Origin of the sequence: Vibrio sp. THAF64 (genome assembly GCF_009363455.1) — a bacterium.
Classification (GTDB): Bacteria; Pseudomonadota; Gammaproteobacteria; order Enterobacterales; family Vibrionaceae; genus Vibrio; species Vibrio coralliilyticus.
This window is the reverse complement of sequence record NZ_CP045355.1, coordinates 741,925-756,995: the sequence shown is the minus strand read 5'-3', so window position 1 is coordinate 756,995 and position 15,071 is coordinate 741,925. Positions and strand designations below refer to the sequence as shown.

12 protein-coding genes are annotated in these 15,071 nt (G+C 47.3%); 5 read left to right on the top strand and 7 right to left on the bottom strand.

Annotated features, from left to right (window positions below; genetic code table 11):
* Window positions 1-3: 3 nt before the first annotated feature.
* A complete protein-coding gene (locus FIU99_RS03495; RefSeq protein ID WP_039951792.1) occupies window positions 4-972 on the bottom strand; it encodes a TDT family transporter in 969 nt (322 codons plus the stop codon).
* Window positions 973-1,079: 107 nt separating this feature from the next.
* On the opposite strand from FIU99_RS03495, the gene FIU99_RS03490 reads away from it, so the two are divergent.
* A complete protein-coding gene (locus FIU99_RS03490; RefSeq protein WP_006959727.1) occupies window positions 1,080-1,967 on the top strand; it encodes a LysR substrate-binding domain-containing protein in 888 nt (295 codons plus the stop codon).
* Window positions 1,968-2,022: 55 nt separating this feature from the next.
* Here the strand turns inward: FIU99_RS03490 and FIU99_RS03485 are convergent, their stop codons facing one another.
* Both FIU99_RS03485 and FIU99_RS03480 read right to left on the bottom strand, forming a co-directional pair.
* Complete coding sequence (locus tag FIU99_RS03485) at window positions 2,023-5,205, bottom strand: efflux RND transporter permease subunit (RefSeq protein WP_006959728.1); 3,183 nt, start codon at window positions 5,203-5,205, stop codon at window positions 2,023-2,025.
* A gap of 15 nt (window positions 5,206-5,220) precedes the next feature.
* Window positions 5,221-6,444, bottom strand: a complete 1,224-nt coding sequence (locus FIU99_RS03480) for an efflux RND transporter periplasmic adaptor subunit (RefSeq protein ID WP_006959729.1) — start codon at window positions 6,442-6,444, stop codon at window positions 5,221-5,223.
* Window positions 6,445-6,591: 147 nt separating this feature from the next.
* Between FIU99_RS03480 and FIU99_RS03475 the strand changes: the two genes are divergently transcribed.
* From FIU99_RS03475 to ppk2, 4 genes are all read left to right on the top strand, one after another.
* The gene (locus tag FIU99_RS03475; protein ID WP_236612173.1) at window positions 6,592-7,221 is read left to right on the top strand and encodes a TetR/AcrR family transcriptional regulator; all 630 of its coding nucleotides are present in this window, start codon (window positions 6,592-6,594) and stop codon (window positions 7,219-7,221) included.
* Window positions 7,222-7,415: 194 nt separating this feature from the next.
* Window positions 7,416-7,721, top strand: coding sequence for a YebG family protein (locus tag FIU99_RS03470; protein WP_006959731.1), 306 nt, complete (start codon window positions 7,416-7,418; stop codon window positions 7,719-7,721).
* Between the two features lie 144 nt (window positions 7,722-7,865).
* Complete coding sequence (locus tag FIU99_RS03465) at window positions 7,866-8,615, top strand: copper homeostasis protein CutC (RefSeq protein ID WP_006959732.1); 750 nt, start codon at window positions 7,866-7,868, stop codon at window positions 8,613-8,615.
* Window positions 8,616-8,673: 58 nt separating this feature from the next.
* A complete protein-coding gene (gene ppk2 / locus FIU99_RS03460; protein WP_006959733.1) occupies window positions 8,674-9,456 on the top strand; it encodes a polyphosphate kinase 2 in 783 nt (260 codons plus the stop codon).
* Window positions 9,457-9,498: 42 nt separating this feature from the next.
* Here the strand turns inward: ppk2 and phoU are convergent, their stop codons facing one another.
* From phoU to FIU99_RS03440, 4 genes are read right to left on the bottom strand one after another with little or no spacing between them, the layout of a single operon-like run.
* The gene (gene phoU, locus FIU99_RS03455; protein ID WP_019274141.1) at window positions 9,499-10,197 is read right to left on the bottom strand and encodes a phosphate signaling complex protein PhoU; all 699 of its coding nucleotides are present in this window, start codon (window positions 10,195-10,197) and stop codon (window positions 9,499-9,501) included.
* A 21-nt stretch (window positions 10,198-10,218) separates the two neighbouring features.
* Entirely contained in the window at window positions 10,219-11,037 is an 819-nt protein-coding gene (pstB, locus tag FIU99_RS03450; RefSeq protein ID WP_006959735.1) for a phosphate ABC transporter ATP-binding protein PstB, read from the bottom strand.
* 3 nt (window positions 11,038-11,040) lie between these two features.
* Complete coding sequence (pstA, locus tag FIU99_RS03445; RefSeq protein WP_006959737.1) at window positions 11,041-12,687, bottom strand: phosphate ABC transporter permease PstA; 1,647 nt, start codon at window positions 12,685-12,687, stop codon at window positions 11,041-11,043.
* Between the two features lie 26 nt (window positions 12,688-12,713).
* Window positions 12,714-14,903, bottom strand: coding sequence for an ABC transporter permease subunit (locus tag FIU99_RS03440; protein ID WP_152472019.1), 2,190 nt, complete (start codon window positions 14,901-14,903; stop codon window positions 12,714-12,716).
* Window positions 14,904-15,071 lie beyond the last annotated feature (168 nt).

Genomic DNA, 15,071 nt, shown 5'->3' with positions numbered 1-15,071 from the left:
AGGTTACGCATTACGCACTATGACCTTATGAGGCTGATAGAAGCTGAAGTAACGCCATGCTACATACCCTACAACTCCAGTCGCCACTAACAGCTCCAGACTCGCTAGAGTATGCACCTGCTCAACATACCGAGCGTCAATACCTGTCTGCTGCATCCACCCTGCTAGCTTAAATAACGCAGTTGAGCCTATAACCATCGGGAAAGTAAACGCGGCATAACCAGGGCTAAATGGTAACCTCAGCAATCTGAAAAATGCGAGGTAGATAATCGCTGTCATCAATACACCAATGCCAAACAACAAACCAACAATCACAGGCGATGGCTGTGCTGAAACTGTCAGGTATCCTGCCAGCGATAAGCTCGCGGGTGCAGCCATAATGGCTAAGGTTGGCTTGGCTGCATCAGGCACCTGATGGGTAAACATAAAGCGATAAATCATCATTGGTAGCATCACAGAATACGCCAACATGCCGAATATCAATGCACCATGCGCAATCACAGCCAAGTCAGGGTTCCCCGAAAACGAAACATCCGCGACAATAATGCCCACAGGTGGTACAAACCAGCTTGGCACCATGTGATGCAGTTCAAACTCCTGAATTCGGTGGTAGATAAAGCTGACAAGGAAAACAATATGCAGGCCAACCGCTCCTAGCCAAAGCACATCACCCATCACTGGGGAAAAATGGCCGAGTGAATTCGACACCACCATAGTGCCCATAGCGAATGTAGGGACGACACTACCAACAACAGGATGCGCCAAGTCCTGATTCAGCAGATGTCTATGAAACAGAAATTTGACCGCCAGAACCACGAGTAACACACTTGCTATCGCTGCCCCGCCCAACTGGCCATAACCATTTAAAGGCGCAAAGTTCTCCCAGCACCAACCTAAACTGGCAATCCCTAGCGCTAATCCTGCCATAGGTGTCGGTGCACCCATCACTTTTGCTTTTGTCGCTTGAATCATCATTGCCTCACATTCTTTCTTCTACAGAGACAATAATACGCTTGCTAAATGTTCGAATATATCTAATTATTTAAAACACTCGTTCAGAATAGTTTAACGTTATTATTATGGCTGCCAATATCTCCCTTAAACAGTTGAAAGTGTTCATTGCCATTACTCAGCACGACACATTGACTGCCGCCTCGGAAGCGCTGTTTTTATCCAAAGCCGCCGTCAGTATGGCGTTATCAGAACTGGAGAAACAGCTCGGTCACTCATTATTTGATCGGGTCAATAATCGCCTTGTTCTCAATCAGGAGGGGCAAAAACTACTGCCACTGGCAGACGAGCTATTGCATCGCGCTCAGGATATCGACCAGCTGTTTGACGGTGACCAAACCCTAAGCGGGCTGCTCAGAATTGGCGCCAGTGATACGATTGGTAATCAAGTCGCCCCTTATATGCTCAACCAATTTCGCCAGCAGACAGGCCACAAATCGCAGAGCTTATTTATTTCAAACTCTGCTTTGATCTGCGAAAAACTGGTCGACTATGAGCTGGATCTGGCATTAATAGAAGGCAAAACCTTACATCCTCAACTAATTTCCACTCAGTTTGGTCAAGATGAAATGTGTGTCATTTGTGCGCCAGATTCTCCCTTTGCTAAATCTCCTCAACACCCAATCGGAGAGCTGGAAAACAGCGAATGGATTCTGCGCGAGCCCGGTTCGGGTTCACGGGAGTTTTTCTTACGCGTGATTGCACCACGCCTTGAACACTGGCAAGAAGCGTTTCAGCTCAACACCACTGAAGCACTGATCAACAGCGTTTCTGCTGGCCTCGGCCTGGGCTGTTTATCGCGCTTGTCGGCGGAACCCGCGATTCGTAGTGGTCGAGTGGTCGAACTGACGTTACCGCTGGATATGAAAAGGCGCTTCTGGTTGCTGGTACACAAAGAAAAGTATCAAAGCCCGCTACTCAAATCCTTCATCGACTTCTGTCATAACTGGCAATAAAAAAAGGCAGCCCCAATCACCAGGGCTGCCCTTCTAATCACTCAAATCAGAGAGATCAGACAGTGGATTCATTTGCAGGCTCAAGCGCCAATTTTTGTTCCTCTTGCTTCTGCTTAGCTGGGCTACGTTTTGCCAGCACGTAATAGAACAGTGGCGTGAGTAACAGACCAAATACCGTGACACCAATCATGCCAGAGAACACTGCGATCCCCATGGCTTGTCGCATTTCAGCACCCGCACCGGTAGAGAACACCATAGGTACGACCCCCATAATGAAAGCGATCGATGTCATCAGAATCGGGCGTAAACGCAGACGCGATGCCTCTAGAACCGCCTCCATGACAGTACGACCTTTGTCCTGCAACTCCTTAGCAAATTCAACGATCAGGATAGCGTTCTTCGTCGCCAGACCAACCAGTACAATCAGACCAATCTGGGTAAAGATGTTGTTATCGCTACCCCACATGATCACACCACTGATCGCCGACAATAATGTCATCGGGATAATCAATATGATCGCCATAGGTAAACGAACACTTTCATATTGAGCCGCCAGCACAAGAAACACCAACAAGATTACCAGAGGGTAAATCAGCGTAGCAGTATCACCAGCCAACTTCTGCTGGTAGGTCAGCTCTGTCCACTCATACGTCATGCCAATAGGTAAAGTCTCAGCAAGGATCTGCTCAATCGCTGCCTGCGCCTCACCTGAGCTAAAGCCTGGCATTGGGCTACCGTTCACTTCAGCCGTCGTATACGCGTTGTAATGCATCACACGATCTGGGCCTGCGCTGTAGTTAACATCAACAAAAGCCCCCAGAGGAATCATATCGCCATCGGCATTGCGAACCTTAAGCTGACGGATTTGCTCTGGTGTCTGACGGAACTCTTCATCAGCCTGAACATTGACCTGATAAGTTCGGCCAAAACGGTTGATGTCGTTGACATAGGTACTACCCATGTAGGATTGAAGTGTAGAGAACACATCGTCAAGAGACAGATCCTGCTTGAGTGCTTTGGTACGATCGACGTCCAGATCAAGCTGAGGCACATTAACCTGATAGCTTGAGAATACGCCAGTCAATGCTGGATGCGCCCAAGCTTTCATGATCACTTGTTGAGTGACACCATACAAAGCTTCATAGCCATGGTTTGCTCTGTCCTGAATTTGGAGACGGAAGCCACCAATAGTACCCAGCCCCTGTACAGGCGGTGGTGGGAAAATAGCGATAAAGGCATCTGGAATCGAAGCGAACTTCTGGTTAAGCTGCATCGCAATCGCGTTGGCACTCAAGCTTGGATCTTGACGCTCATCAAAGTCGGCCAATGGTGTAAACACAATGCCGCTATTCGGGCTATTGGTGAAGCCATTGATGCTCAGTCCTGGGAAAGCTACAGAGTGTTCGACCCCCGGCTGCGCCAGTGCGATTTCCGACATTTCACGAATCACCGCTTCAGTTCGATCCAGTGATGCTGCATCTGGTAATTGTGCAAACGCCACCAGATATTGCTTATCCTGCCCCGGTACGTAGCCCGTAGGAGTCTGATCAAACTGATAAGCTGTCAAGCCAAGCAAGCCAACATACATCAAGCCAATCAAGGCCCCTAAACGGATGGTCTTGGTCACCGCGTAGCCGTATACCATAGCACCACGATTAAATAGCTTATTGAACGGTGCAAAGATAAAGCGGCCAAACAATCTGTCCATAGCGCGGGTTAACCAGTCTTTCGGCTGATCGTGACCACGTAGCAATAGCGCTGATAACGCAGGACTTAAGGTCAGCGAGTTAATCGCTGAAATAAAGGTTGAGATAGTAATCGTCAAAGCGAACTGTTTATAGAATTGCCCGGTTAGACCAGACATAAACGCCGTCGGGATAAATACCGCCGCCAAGACTAAGGTCGTTGCAACGATTGGCCCCGTTACTTCTCGCATCGCTTTTTCAGTCGCGGCAATCGGTGCTAAACCTTCTTCAATATTCCGCTCAACGTTTTCGACGACAACAATGGCGTCATCGACGACAATACCAATCGCCAATACCAGACCAAACAGGGACAAGGCATTGAGCGAGAACCCCATCAGATACATAAAGGCAAACGTACCAACCAGTGATACAGGTACTGCTACCAATGGAATGATCGAAGCGCGCCAAGTCTGCAAGAATAGAACGACAACCAGTACCACCAGCAAGACAGCTTCGAGCAATGTCTGAACGACTGCTTCAATTGAGCCACGCACGAACACTGTTGGGTCATAAACGATCTCGTAACTCACACCTTGTGGGAAGGTTTGCGACAACTCCTCCATCTTCGCTCGTACATCATCAGAAATCTGAATCGCGTTAGAGCCAGAAGCTTGGAAAATAGGAATAGCAACCGCATCCTGATTATCCAACATTGAGCGAAGAGAATATGTCTCTGCGCCTAACTCAATACGCGCTACGTCTCTGAGTCGGTTAACCTGACCATCTTCACCCACTTTGATGATGATGTTTTCAAACTCTTCAACTTCGCTTAGACGACCTTTCACATTGATCAATAGCTGGAAGTCAGAGTCGCCACTTGGTTGCGCACCCAAACTACCTGCCGCAGCTTGTTGGTTTTGTTCCTGAATCGCGGCAATCACTTCGCTTGGATTCATGTCGAGAGCGGCTACTTTGTTTGGGTCCAGCCAGATACGCATACTGTACTCACCGCCACCAAACAATCGAACCGCACCAACACCTTCGATACGAGCCAACTCATCTTTGACATTCAGTGCCGCATAGTTCGCTAGGTATAGCAGGTCATAACGCTCATCAGGTGAAATTAGGTGAACCACCATCGTCAGATCCGGTGAGGACTTTTCTGTCACCACACCCAAGCGCTGCACAGTTTCTGGCAAGCGAGGTAAAGCGCGATCCACTCGGCTTTGAACCAGTGTTTGTGCCTTGTCCACATCGGTACCGATGGCAAAAGTCACGGTTAAGGTCATTACACCATCTGATGTCGCCTGCGAAGACATGTACAACATGTCTTCCACACCATTAATCTCTTCTTCGAGTGGAGAGGCAACGGTATCGGCAATAACTTTAGGGTTTGCTCCCGGGTAGGTCGCCGTCACGACAACGGTCGGCGGCACCACTTCCGGATACTCAGTGATAGGCAACTGCCACACTGAGATCGCACCGCCGATAAAAATCAATATCGACAATACGGAAGCGAAAATCGGCCGACGTATAAAAAACTGAGAAAACATTGCAATGATTCCTTCTTAGTTCACTTGCAAAGTCAGAAGCTCATTGCGCTGCTGATCAAGTAGCGCCTGTTGCTGGCGAATGCTCGCGAGAGTGTTTTCATCCACCATAGAGACTTCATTTGGCGTCACTGGCATATTGGCACGTACACGCTGCAGGCCATTGACGACAATCTTATCGCCCGCGTTCAAACCAGAAGCGATAATACGCAAGCCGTTAACACCTTCACCAAGTGAGATAGCGCGATACTGAACTACGTTGTCGTCGCCAAGCACCAATACATACTTGTTATTCAAATCAGTACCAATCGCTTTGTTATCGATCAGAACGCCCTGGTAGCTCGCTGAGCCTGCAATACGTAACTTGGCAAACATACCCGGAAGTAAGTTTTGCTTTTCGTTATCAAACACAGCGCGGACTCGAATCGTACCCGTAGTTTCGTCAATCGCGTTATCAACGAAGTCGATGTAACCCACATGCGGATAACCGGTGTCATTCGCTAGCGCCATCTGCACTACATTTTCCGCTTCACCATTTTCAGGTAGAAGGTTATTAAGCTGTTGATATTTCAGGTAGCTACGCTCATCAACATCAAAATAGGCGTACATATGAGAAGTCGAAACTAACGAGGTCAGCACAGTTTGGCCAGTCGTCACATAGTTACCTTTGGTGATTTCAGCGTTAGAAACTTTACCGTCGATAGGGGCGCGAACCAGAGTGAATTCCAGATCCAACTCAGCTTGAGCTAACGCGGCTTTTAATGCAGATACACTGGCAATACTGCGCTGCTTATCCGCAAATCGGGCATCCACAGTTTCCTGAGAAATCGCTTTGGTTTTGCTCAGACGCTGAGCACGTTCATAGTCTTTGATCGCCTGATTAAGGCTAGTTTGAGCGCTGCTGAGCTCCGCTTTAAGGCGTGTCACTTCAGCCGCGAACAGACGATTGTCGATGGAAAACAGTACATCTCCCGCTTCAACCACACTGCCTTCTTGGAAGTGAACTTTATCGACATAACCCGAAACGCGAGGCATCACAGTAACTGTCTGAGGTGACTCCAGACGACCTGAGTACTCATCTAACTCAGTGACTTTTTCAATTAATACCTGAGCCACTTCAACCCCAGGCGGTGGTGGCGCTGTCGCAGCTGATTCTGCGTGTGAATCCTGACATCCCGACAACACCAAAGGTGCTGCAATTGAGATTAGTAGAAGAGGATTTCTAAGGTGTTTACCTACCATCTCGCTATCCTTACCGTTATTTTTGTACCGATCGGTATAATAATCTCAAGTTTTGAGTTAGATCAAGATAAATTTATAAAATGAATGATTACTGCATATAGACAACGTATGACAGCCGCATTACCATTTAAGGGAGTTCAGGAATAAGTGACAGATAGATTTATGACAGGCGGAACTTCTGGCCGACCACGCTGTTTTGACCAAGAGACAGCGTTAGAAGAGGCATTAAAAGTTTTTTGGAATCAAGGGTATGAGGGTGCATCACTCACAGACCTAACGAAAGCTATGGGGATTAATAAACCCAGCATGTATGCGACTTTCGGCAACAAAGAACAGCTCTTCCTGCAGGCCGTTGATATGTACAAGCGACGTGAAAGCGAGTTCTTCTATCAGGCGCTTGAACAGAAAAACATCCGCGACGTCATTACTGGTATTCTGTCTGGCTCTGCTCAAGCACACTGCTGCGATGAAAAACCAAAAGGCTGCCTAATGATACAGGGCGCACTGGCTTGCAGCTCAGAAGCCAGCACCATCAAGCAAACCCTGATGGCTAGCCGCAATGAGATGGGAGAGACTCTCCACCAAAGGTTTGAAAAAGCGCAACAAGAAGGTCAATTGATCGAAGGCGCCAACCCGAGAGTAATGAGCCACTACCTTGCGACTGTTCTTAACGGTTTATCCGTCCACTCGGTGGATGATATTTCAGAAGAAATGATCCATGCCGTGGCTAACATGGCGATGAGCAATTTGCTTTCATGCTGCATTCAGCCAGACTGAACACTCTCCCAATCGCACAAGAGTTCACGCTTTTTCTGCCCTAAGTTTGTTTAGATAATCAACCAATTGCTCATACTATCAGCAAACACATTGCTCAGCTCTCAGAGTTGAGCTCGCTATCTGGACTTAATTGGTTAAAAACTGTATAAACAGACAGTAATGAATTCCATTAATTTTGAGTTAGAGGACCAACCATGGCTGTAATCGTCAAGTACGTGGTAGAACGCAACGGAGAAGAGAAAATGACTTTTACCTCTAAAGCGGAAGCTGACGCCTATGACAAAATGCTTGATATGGCTGATGAGCTTTTTGAGCTACTAGGTAAAAGTGAGTTGCTGGAAGATGAAGGCAAGCAAGAAGACTTGGCTATGTTCCTGGCACAAAACAAAGAAGAAGTACTTTTCGCACTTGGAGCTAAACGTAAACCTGCGCCAAAGAAAAAGAAAATTGAAGCGGTTGAAGACGCTGAAGAAGATTCAGCTCAAGAAGACGCAGCATAACATCACGCTAAACAAATGTATAAAACCTCAGCAATTGCTGAGGTTTTTTGTTTTAGGGGAAACTAATCGCCTCACGTTTACCCTAATTCCCTACTCATCTCTGAGTTACTATTTCTACCGTCTAGTCGTCATGAGAAAATTGAGATGAGTTATATTGTCGAAGTCTGTATCGATAACATTGAATCCCTTCACCGTGCAATTGAAGGTGGTGCAGGCCGTATTGAACTTTGTTCATCACTGGCACTAGGTGGCCTCACACCAAGCTTTGGTTTGATGAAACAAGCGGGCAAACTCTCATCCGTGCCTGTGTATGCCATGATTCGTCCTCGTCAGGGCGACTTTCTCTACACCGAGGAAGAGATTAAAAGCATGTTGATTGATATCGAAGCGGCTGCCGATGCTGGTTTACATGGTGTGGTTCTTGGCACTTTGAGTGCGGATGGTCATATTGATATGAACGCCGCTAAACGTCTGATCAACCAAGCCAAATCCCTCAATCTAGGCGTCACTTTCCATCGCGCGATTGACCAATGCGCCGATTATCAGAGATCTATTGAAGATATTGCCGAACTTGGTTGCGAACGTGTTCTTACATCGGGACTTGCTACTAACGTCGAACAAGGCCTTGATGTTCTTCGTCATATGGTAGAGCTTGCTGACAATCGCTTCTCAATTATGGCAGGCGCAGGCCTAAACGCAGAAAATGTCTGCAAGATCGTTTCTGAATCTGCTGTTCAGGAAGTGCATTTATCGGGTAAATCCACACGGCCAAGCAAAATGAAGCTCATCGCGGATCAAGCCAAAATGGGCAATCAGAATATTGATGACCTTGTTGTCCCGGTCACGGATCCACAAGCGATTGAAAAGGTAGTAAAAGCTCTCACTTCTTCGTAATTCTTCTCTCCCGCCTGACTTTGAAATGCTAACCTTTTGATAGCAAAAGGAGAGTCTTATGAGTAAAGGCAAACTGGATAAAAAGTTTTACGAAAAGGAACTGGCTCGGCTTCAAGTTGAATTGGTTAAGCTGCAAGAATGGGTCAAGCAAGAGGGTCTCAAAGTCGTTGTGATTTTTGAAGGCCGAGACGCGGCAGGCAAAGGCGGCGTCATCAAACGTATCACTGAAAAGCTCAACCCTCGTATCTGTCGCATTGCAGCCCTACCTGCTCCAACCGAGAAAGAAAAGACCCAATGGTATTTCCAGCGCTATGTGGCGCACCTTCCTGCTGCTGGTGAAATGGTTTTATTTGACCGTAGCTGGTACAACCGCGCAGGCGTCGAAAAAGTCATGAACTTCTGTACCCAAGAACAATATGACGAATTTCTGCGATCATGCCCCGAATTTGAACGTATGTTGCAGCGTTCTGGGATTATTTTACTCAAATATTGGTTTTCAGTTTCAGATGAAGAGCAGGAGAAGCGCTTCCTTGAACGGATTAATACACCGGTAAAACGCTGGAAATTTAGCCCAATGGATTTGGAGTCACGCAATCGCTGGGCGGAGTATTCTGCAGCCAAAGACAAAATGTTTGCCTACACAGACACCAAACAGTGCCCATGGTGGGTTGTGCCCTCTGATGACAAAAAGCGCGCTCGCTTAAACTGTATCAGTCACTTACTGGAGCAAATTGATTATCAGGAACTTACCTATCCAGAAATCTCACTGCCTGAGCTCAGTAAAGAGGGTTACATCCGCGCTCCCATTGAAGAACAAACTTTTGTTCCTGAAAAATACTGAAGCTCGCTAAGCCATTAGAAGAAACAGTATTTCGCTGCGTGTTTAGCGCAGCGCATCATCAATGCTTTGTTCACCCAGGTGGCGCACATCTTTGCCTTTAACAAAGTAGATGATGTATTCGCAGATGTTTTGGCAGCGGTCCCCTACTCGCTCAATCGCGCGTGCAGACCACATAACCTGTAGAATATGGGGAATGTTCTTCGGATCTTCCATCATATAGGTCATCAACTGGCGGATAACGGCTTCATACTCCGCATCAATTTTATCATCCAGCTTATACACTTCCGCAGCCGAATCGACATCCATACGAGCAAATGCATCTAAAACCTGATGCAGCATGCCTATCGCTTGACGACAAAGTGGTTCAAGGGACACCTGAAACATCTGCTCTTGAGATGACGGACTTTCAATCGCCACATACGCCATTTTGGTTGCCACGTCCCCAATACGTTCAAGATCGGTGATGGTTTTGATGATAGCCATGATCAAGCGTAGGTCTTTGGCCGTTGGCTGACGTTTGGCAATAATTCGTGTGCAGGCTTCATCGATAGAGACTTCCATCGCATTCACTTTGTGATCGTCACGCACGACTTTACGCGCTAGCTCAATGTCCTCTTTGTGCAGTGCCTGCATAGCAAAAGATAACTGCTGCTCAACCAGCCCTCCCATCGTCAGAACGTGGGTTCGGATGGATTCTAATTCGACATTAAACTGTCCTGATATGTGACGTCCAAAGTTCATGAAATATCTGTATCTCCCTTATTAACCGTATCTACCTGTGATGTAGTCTTCCGTTTGCTTTTTCAATGGTGACGTGAAAATTGAATCTGTATCTGAGTACTCGATCAACTTACCCATATGGATAAACGCCGTGTGATCGCTGACCCGTGCAGCCTGCTGCATGTTATGAGTAACAATAACTACAGTATATTTGGTTTTAAGATCATTGATCAGTTCTTCTATCGTCAGAGTGGAAATTGGGTCCAGCGCAGAGGTCGGTTCATCAAGAAGTAATACTTCAGGTTCAATCGCAATTGCACGGGCAATCACCAAACGCTGCTGCTGACCACCAGACAAACCAAACGCATTTTCATGCAGCCTGTCTTTCACCTCTTCCCATAACGCCGCAGCACGCAGAGAGCGCTCAACAGCGTCATCGAGAACTCGACTGTTGCGAATACCCTGCAAGCGTAAGCCATACACCACATTTTCATATATCGATTTTGGAAATGGGTTCGGGCGCTGAAACACCATTCCAACACGGCGGCGTAGTGTCGCCACATCAACCTGTGGGTGATAAATATTTTTGCTATGCAGTTTCACTTTCCCTTCCACGCGGCACCCTTCAACCAGATCATTCATTCGGTTGATGCAACGTAGGAGCGTCGACTTACCACACCCTGAAGGCCCGATAAACGCCGTCACCTGACCTTTAGGAATGCGCATGGAGATATCGCTCAGTGCCTGAGTGTTCTGATAGAACAGGTTTAGGTCTTCGATTGCAATCGCCGTCTGTTCATCACTCAGGTTGTTCACGTCTAATGGTGCCTGATAGCCCAATGTCTGATTGACTGAAAACATCTCTTAATCTTGCCCCAGAGTTCGATATTTCTCGCGTAGGTTATTGCGAATACTGATCGCCGTCAGGTTCAGTCCGACGATGACACTCACCAGCAAGAACGACGTCGCGTAAACCAACGGCCTTGCACTTTCAATATTAGTGGTTTGGAAACCAACATCATAGATGTGGAAACCTAAATGCATGAATTTTCTATCCAGATGCAAAAATGGGAATTGGCTATCAACTGGCAAGCTAGACGCCAATTTTACCGCCCCCACCAGCATCAAGGGCGCTACCTCGCCTGCAGCACGGGCAACGGCCAGAATCAGTCCAGTAATGATCGCAGGACTTGCCATTGGTAATACAATTCGCCACATCGTCTCAAACTGAGTTGCACCGAGCGCCAAAGAACCATGACGGACGGAGCTCGGGATGCGGGTCAAACCTTCTTCGGTAGCCACGATCACAACAGGGAGCGTCAGTACCGCCAATGTTAACGCTGACCAAAGGAGACCCGGCGTACCAAATGTCGGCGTTGGCAATTTCTCAGCATAAAACAGGGAATCGATTGAGCCGCCTAAGGTATAGACAAAAAAGCCGAGTCCAAATACCCCATAAACAATTGATGGGACACCAGCGAGGTTTATAACCGCGACACGAATCAAACGAGTAAAAGCATTATTTTTCGCGTATTCGTGGAGATAAATAGCAGCAATCACGCCCAATGGCATAACGATAATCGACATGATCAATACCAGCAGAACCGTACCGAACATGGCCGGAAATACGCCACCTTCAGAGTTCGACTCTCTAGGATCATCGGATAAGAATTTCCATGCCTGATGTGCCCACTGAGCCACTTTTTCAACTATCGTCATTTGGTTTGGATACCAAACATCCAAAATCCGACTAAGTGGGATTCGGTACTGATTGCCCTTCATATCTTCGACAATCAGGCCTTGCTGCTCTAATTCTAATCTCAGTGCATCCAGCTGAGATTCCATTTCCGCGAGCTGCAGGCTAAACATGCTCGATTGAGCGTCGTAACGTTTGATGAATTCAGCATCTAAGCGACCATTCAGTTCACGTCTTTTCTTCTCTAAGCGCAACCTGTCAGCCTGAGCACTGATCACTTTGATCTGCTTCTCTACCAAGCGATCAATTTTAGTACGTTGCTTATCGGCAAATACCAGCGCGCTTTCAACATCGGTTTTAGCCTGCTCGCTTACCTTGCCATCAGCAGTAAAATATCCTTTCGGTTGACCGTAAAAGTCCCCACCTCGGGTCCGTTCAATCACCGCCCAACCTTCAGGCTTTGAACGTTCAAGTAAGTCGACTTCCAGAATAGAAACAAAGTCAGCAGGGTAAATATCCCGATTGGCAATCTTAATACTCAGTCTTTGAACTAAGCCTTTCTCCTCGACTTCAGGAGTGAGCGCAATGTCCATTTCGCGTAAGTGGCTAATCGGCACATATTCTTCAGCGTAAAGCTGACCAATCAAGACGTCACCCTGTTCAGTTTTCCACTGATAAAGGGGAGCAGGCCAGAAATAGGACAAACCTTTCCAACCGATAAGCAGCAGCAAACCAAGCACTGACAGCAAACTAATGCTGACTGCTCCGCCTGTTAGCCAGACCCAAGGTGAACCGGACTTTAGCCACTTAAACACGATCAATGCCCCTCGGATAACTTCGATTACAGCGCACGATATTTATCCCTTAACCTTTGACGAACCCATTCCGCGAGCGAGTTAACCGCGAAAGTAAACACCAGCAAAATCAGCGCCGCCAAAAACAGAATACGATAGTGAGAGCTGCCCACTTCAGACTCAGGCATTTCAACTGCGATAGTGGCTGACAGGGTGCGCATACCTTCTAGAATATTCCAATCCATGATTGGCGTATTACCTGTAGCCATGAGCACAATCATGGTCTCGCCGACGGCACGCCCCAGCCCCATCATGATGGCAGAAAAGATACCTGGGCTTGCGGTGAGTAGCACGACATGAATCAGGGTTTGCCAAGGCGTAGCACCTAACGCCAGAGAGCCGTCTGATAGATGTTTTGGCACCGAGAAAATCGCATCTTCTGCAATGGTGAAAATGGTAGGAATGACGGCAAAGCCCATTGCAAAACCGACCACCAGCGCGTTACGCTGATCAAAGCCAATTCCCTGCTCGGCAAGATACGCACGGACATCACCATTAAACAACCACTGTTCAATATTGCCACTCTGACCCAAAATCACGACAGTAAACAACATCATCGCAGGCATCAGAATCAGCGCATGCAAACCATTGGGGAACCGACTGCTCCAGGTGCGTGGCAGCTTGTGCCAAATCGCCCCGATGGCAACGGTTGAAATGGGTAAGAACAACATCAGCGACACCACAGCCGCCAGATGGCTCTCTACAATCGGTGCGAACCATAGCCCGGCTAAAAAGCCAATGATCACGGTCGGTAGCGCTTCCATCAGTTCAATCGAAGGCTTCACCACTCGGCGCATGGATGGCGTCATAAAATAAGCTGTGTAAATTGCGCCTAATACAGCAATCGGCACAGCAAACATCATGGCAAATGCTGCTGCTTTTAACGTACCAAATGCGATGGGCACTAGGCTGAATTTGGCTTCGAACTCATCGTTCGCCGATGTGGTTTGCCAAACAAATTCCGGCTTTGGATAACTTTCATACCAGACTTTCTGCCACAGCGAAGATAAAGAGATTTCCGGGAATGGATTATCAACGTAAGCCACATTGAGCTGTGAGTCGGACAGGGTTAGCAGGTGCTTTTCATTGTTAGACATTGCCGCCAATTGCGGCGCTTTATCGTAAGCTCGTTTAAAAATCACCAGTTTTTCGCTGGTGGTGTAATGGCTCTGCACCGTGCCATTGATATAAAAGCTGTAAAAACCCTTGCGGTACGTATCAGGCAGCAAGAATTGCAGCTGCGACGCCAGTTTAAAATCACGAATCTGAGTGAGGTGTCTTTGCCCGTCACTCAACACATCAAACCATTGAGAGACTAACCCATCCTGATGACTGACCAACAAAGAATATGCGCCTGACAGCAGTTTAATATCCGTCACCGCGTGTTTGCCCTCGCCCTGACTCAAATCGACCACTTCGCGCACTACGAAGCTTTCAATACCTTTTTTGGCAATCACGACTTCAGAGCCGGTTCTCAGGTAAAGCGTGTTGCCATCAGGCGTAAGAAGCAACTGGTCGAGAGCAACAAATGGCTTAGGAAACTCGAAATTCTGAATCTGCTGATTAGCATCACGCCAACGAATTCGAACACGGTTATCTTGGTAATAACCAGCTAGGGTGACATTGTTATCCACAGCAAAAGCAAACGACCTTAGAGCTGAGCCTGACTCTGTCTGCAAATCAAAATCTAAAGAAAAGTTATCAACTTCGGGAGAAAATATACGCTGCTCACCCTGCAGAAGACTGGTCATCTCAGGTCGATATAATAACACTTGGCCGTTAGCCATTGCCGCACCCAACCAACCCTGTGCTGGGTTGCCCGAGCTGTACAGTGAATACTGAGCGCCTAGTTCAACCGATAAACTGGGCTGTTGTGACCAGCTCGTCAGCGACCAGAAATCAACATAACCGGCCTCAGATACCACATAGGCATGCTCGCCATAATCATCAATTCCAGCAGCCACTGGCGCTTTAGTGGTAATAGACTGGATAGCAACATTTGGAGTGAATTTTGCGTCAGAGAAAAGAGGCAGGACCATCATTGCCAGATAAACGAAGATCAAAACCAGCGCAGCCAAAACACCGACACCACCTGTCGATACCGCTAACCGAACTAAACGATCTTTGATTAGTCGCTTTCGATCACGTTCTCGCAATGAAAATTCGGCTTTGGCCATTTCTCTCACTTACCTGCATTTGCCCATGGGTATAATATTTCGATTAGGTGACAATTATATTACAGATCGCAATAAACAACTGAAAATAATGCAATAAGATCATGCAATAAAAGTGTCATACAAACCCCTTAATTTCTAAGCCAGTTCCATTTTTACCACCTAAATTTG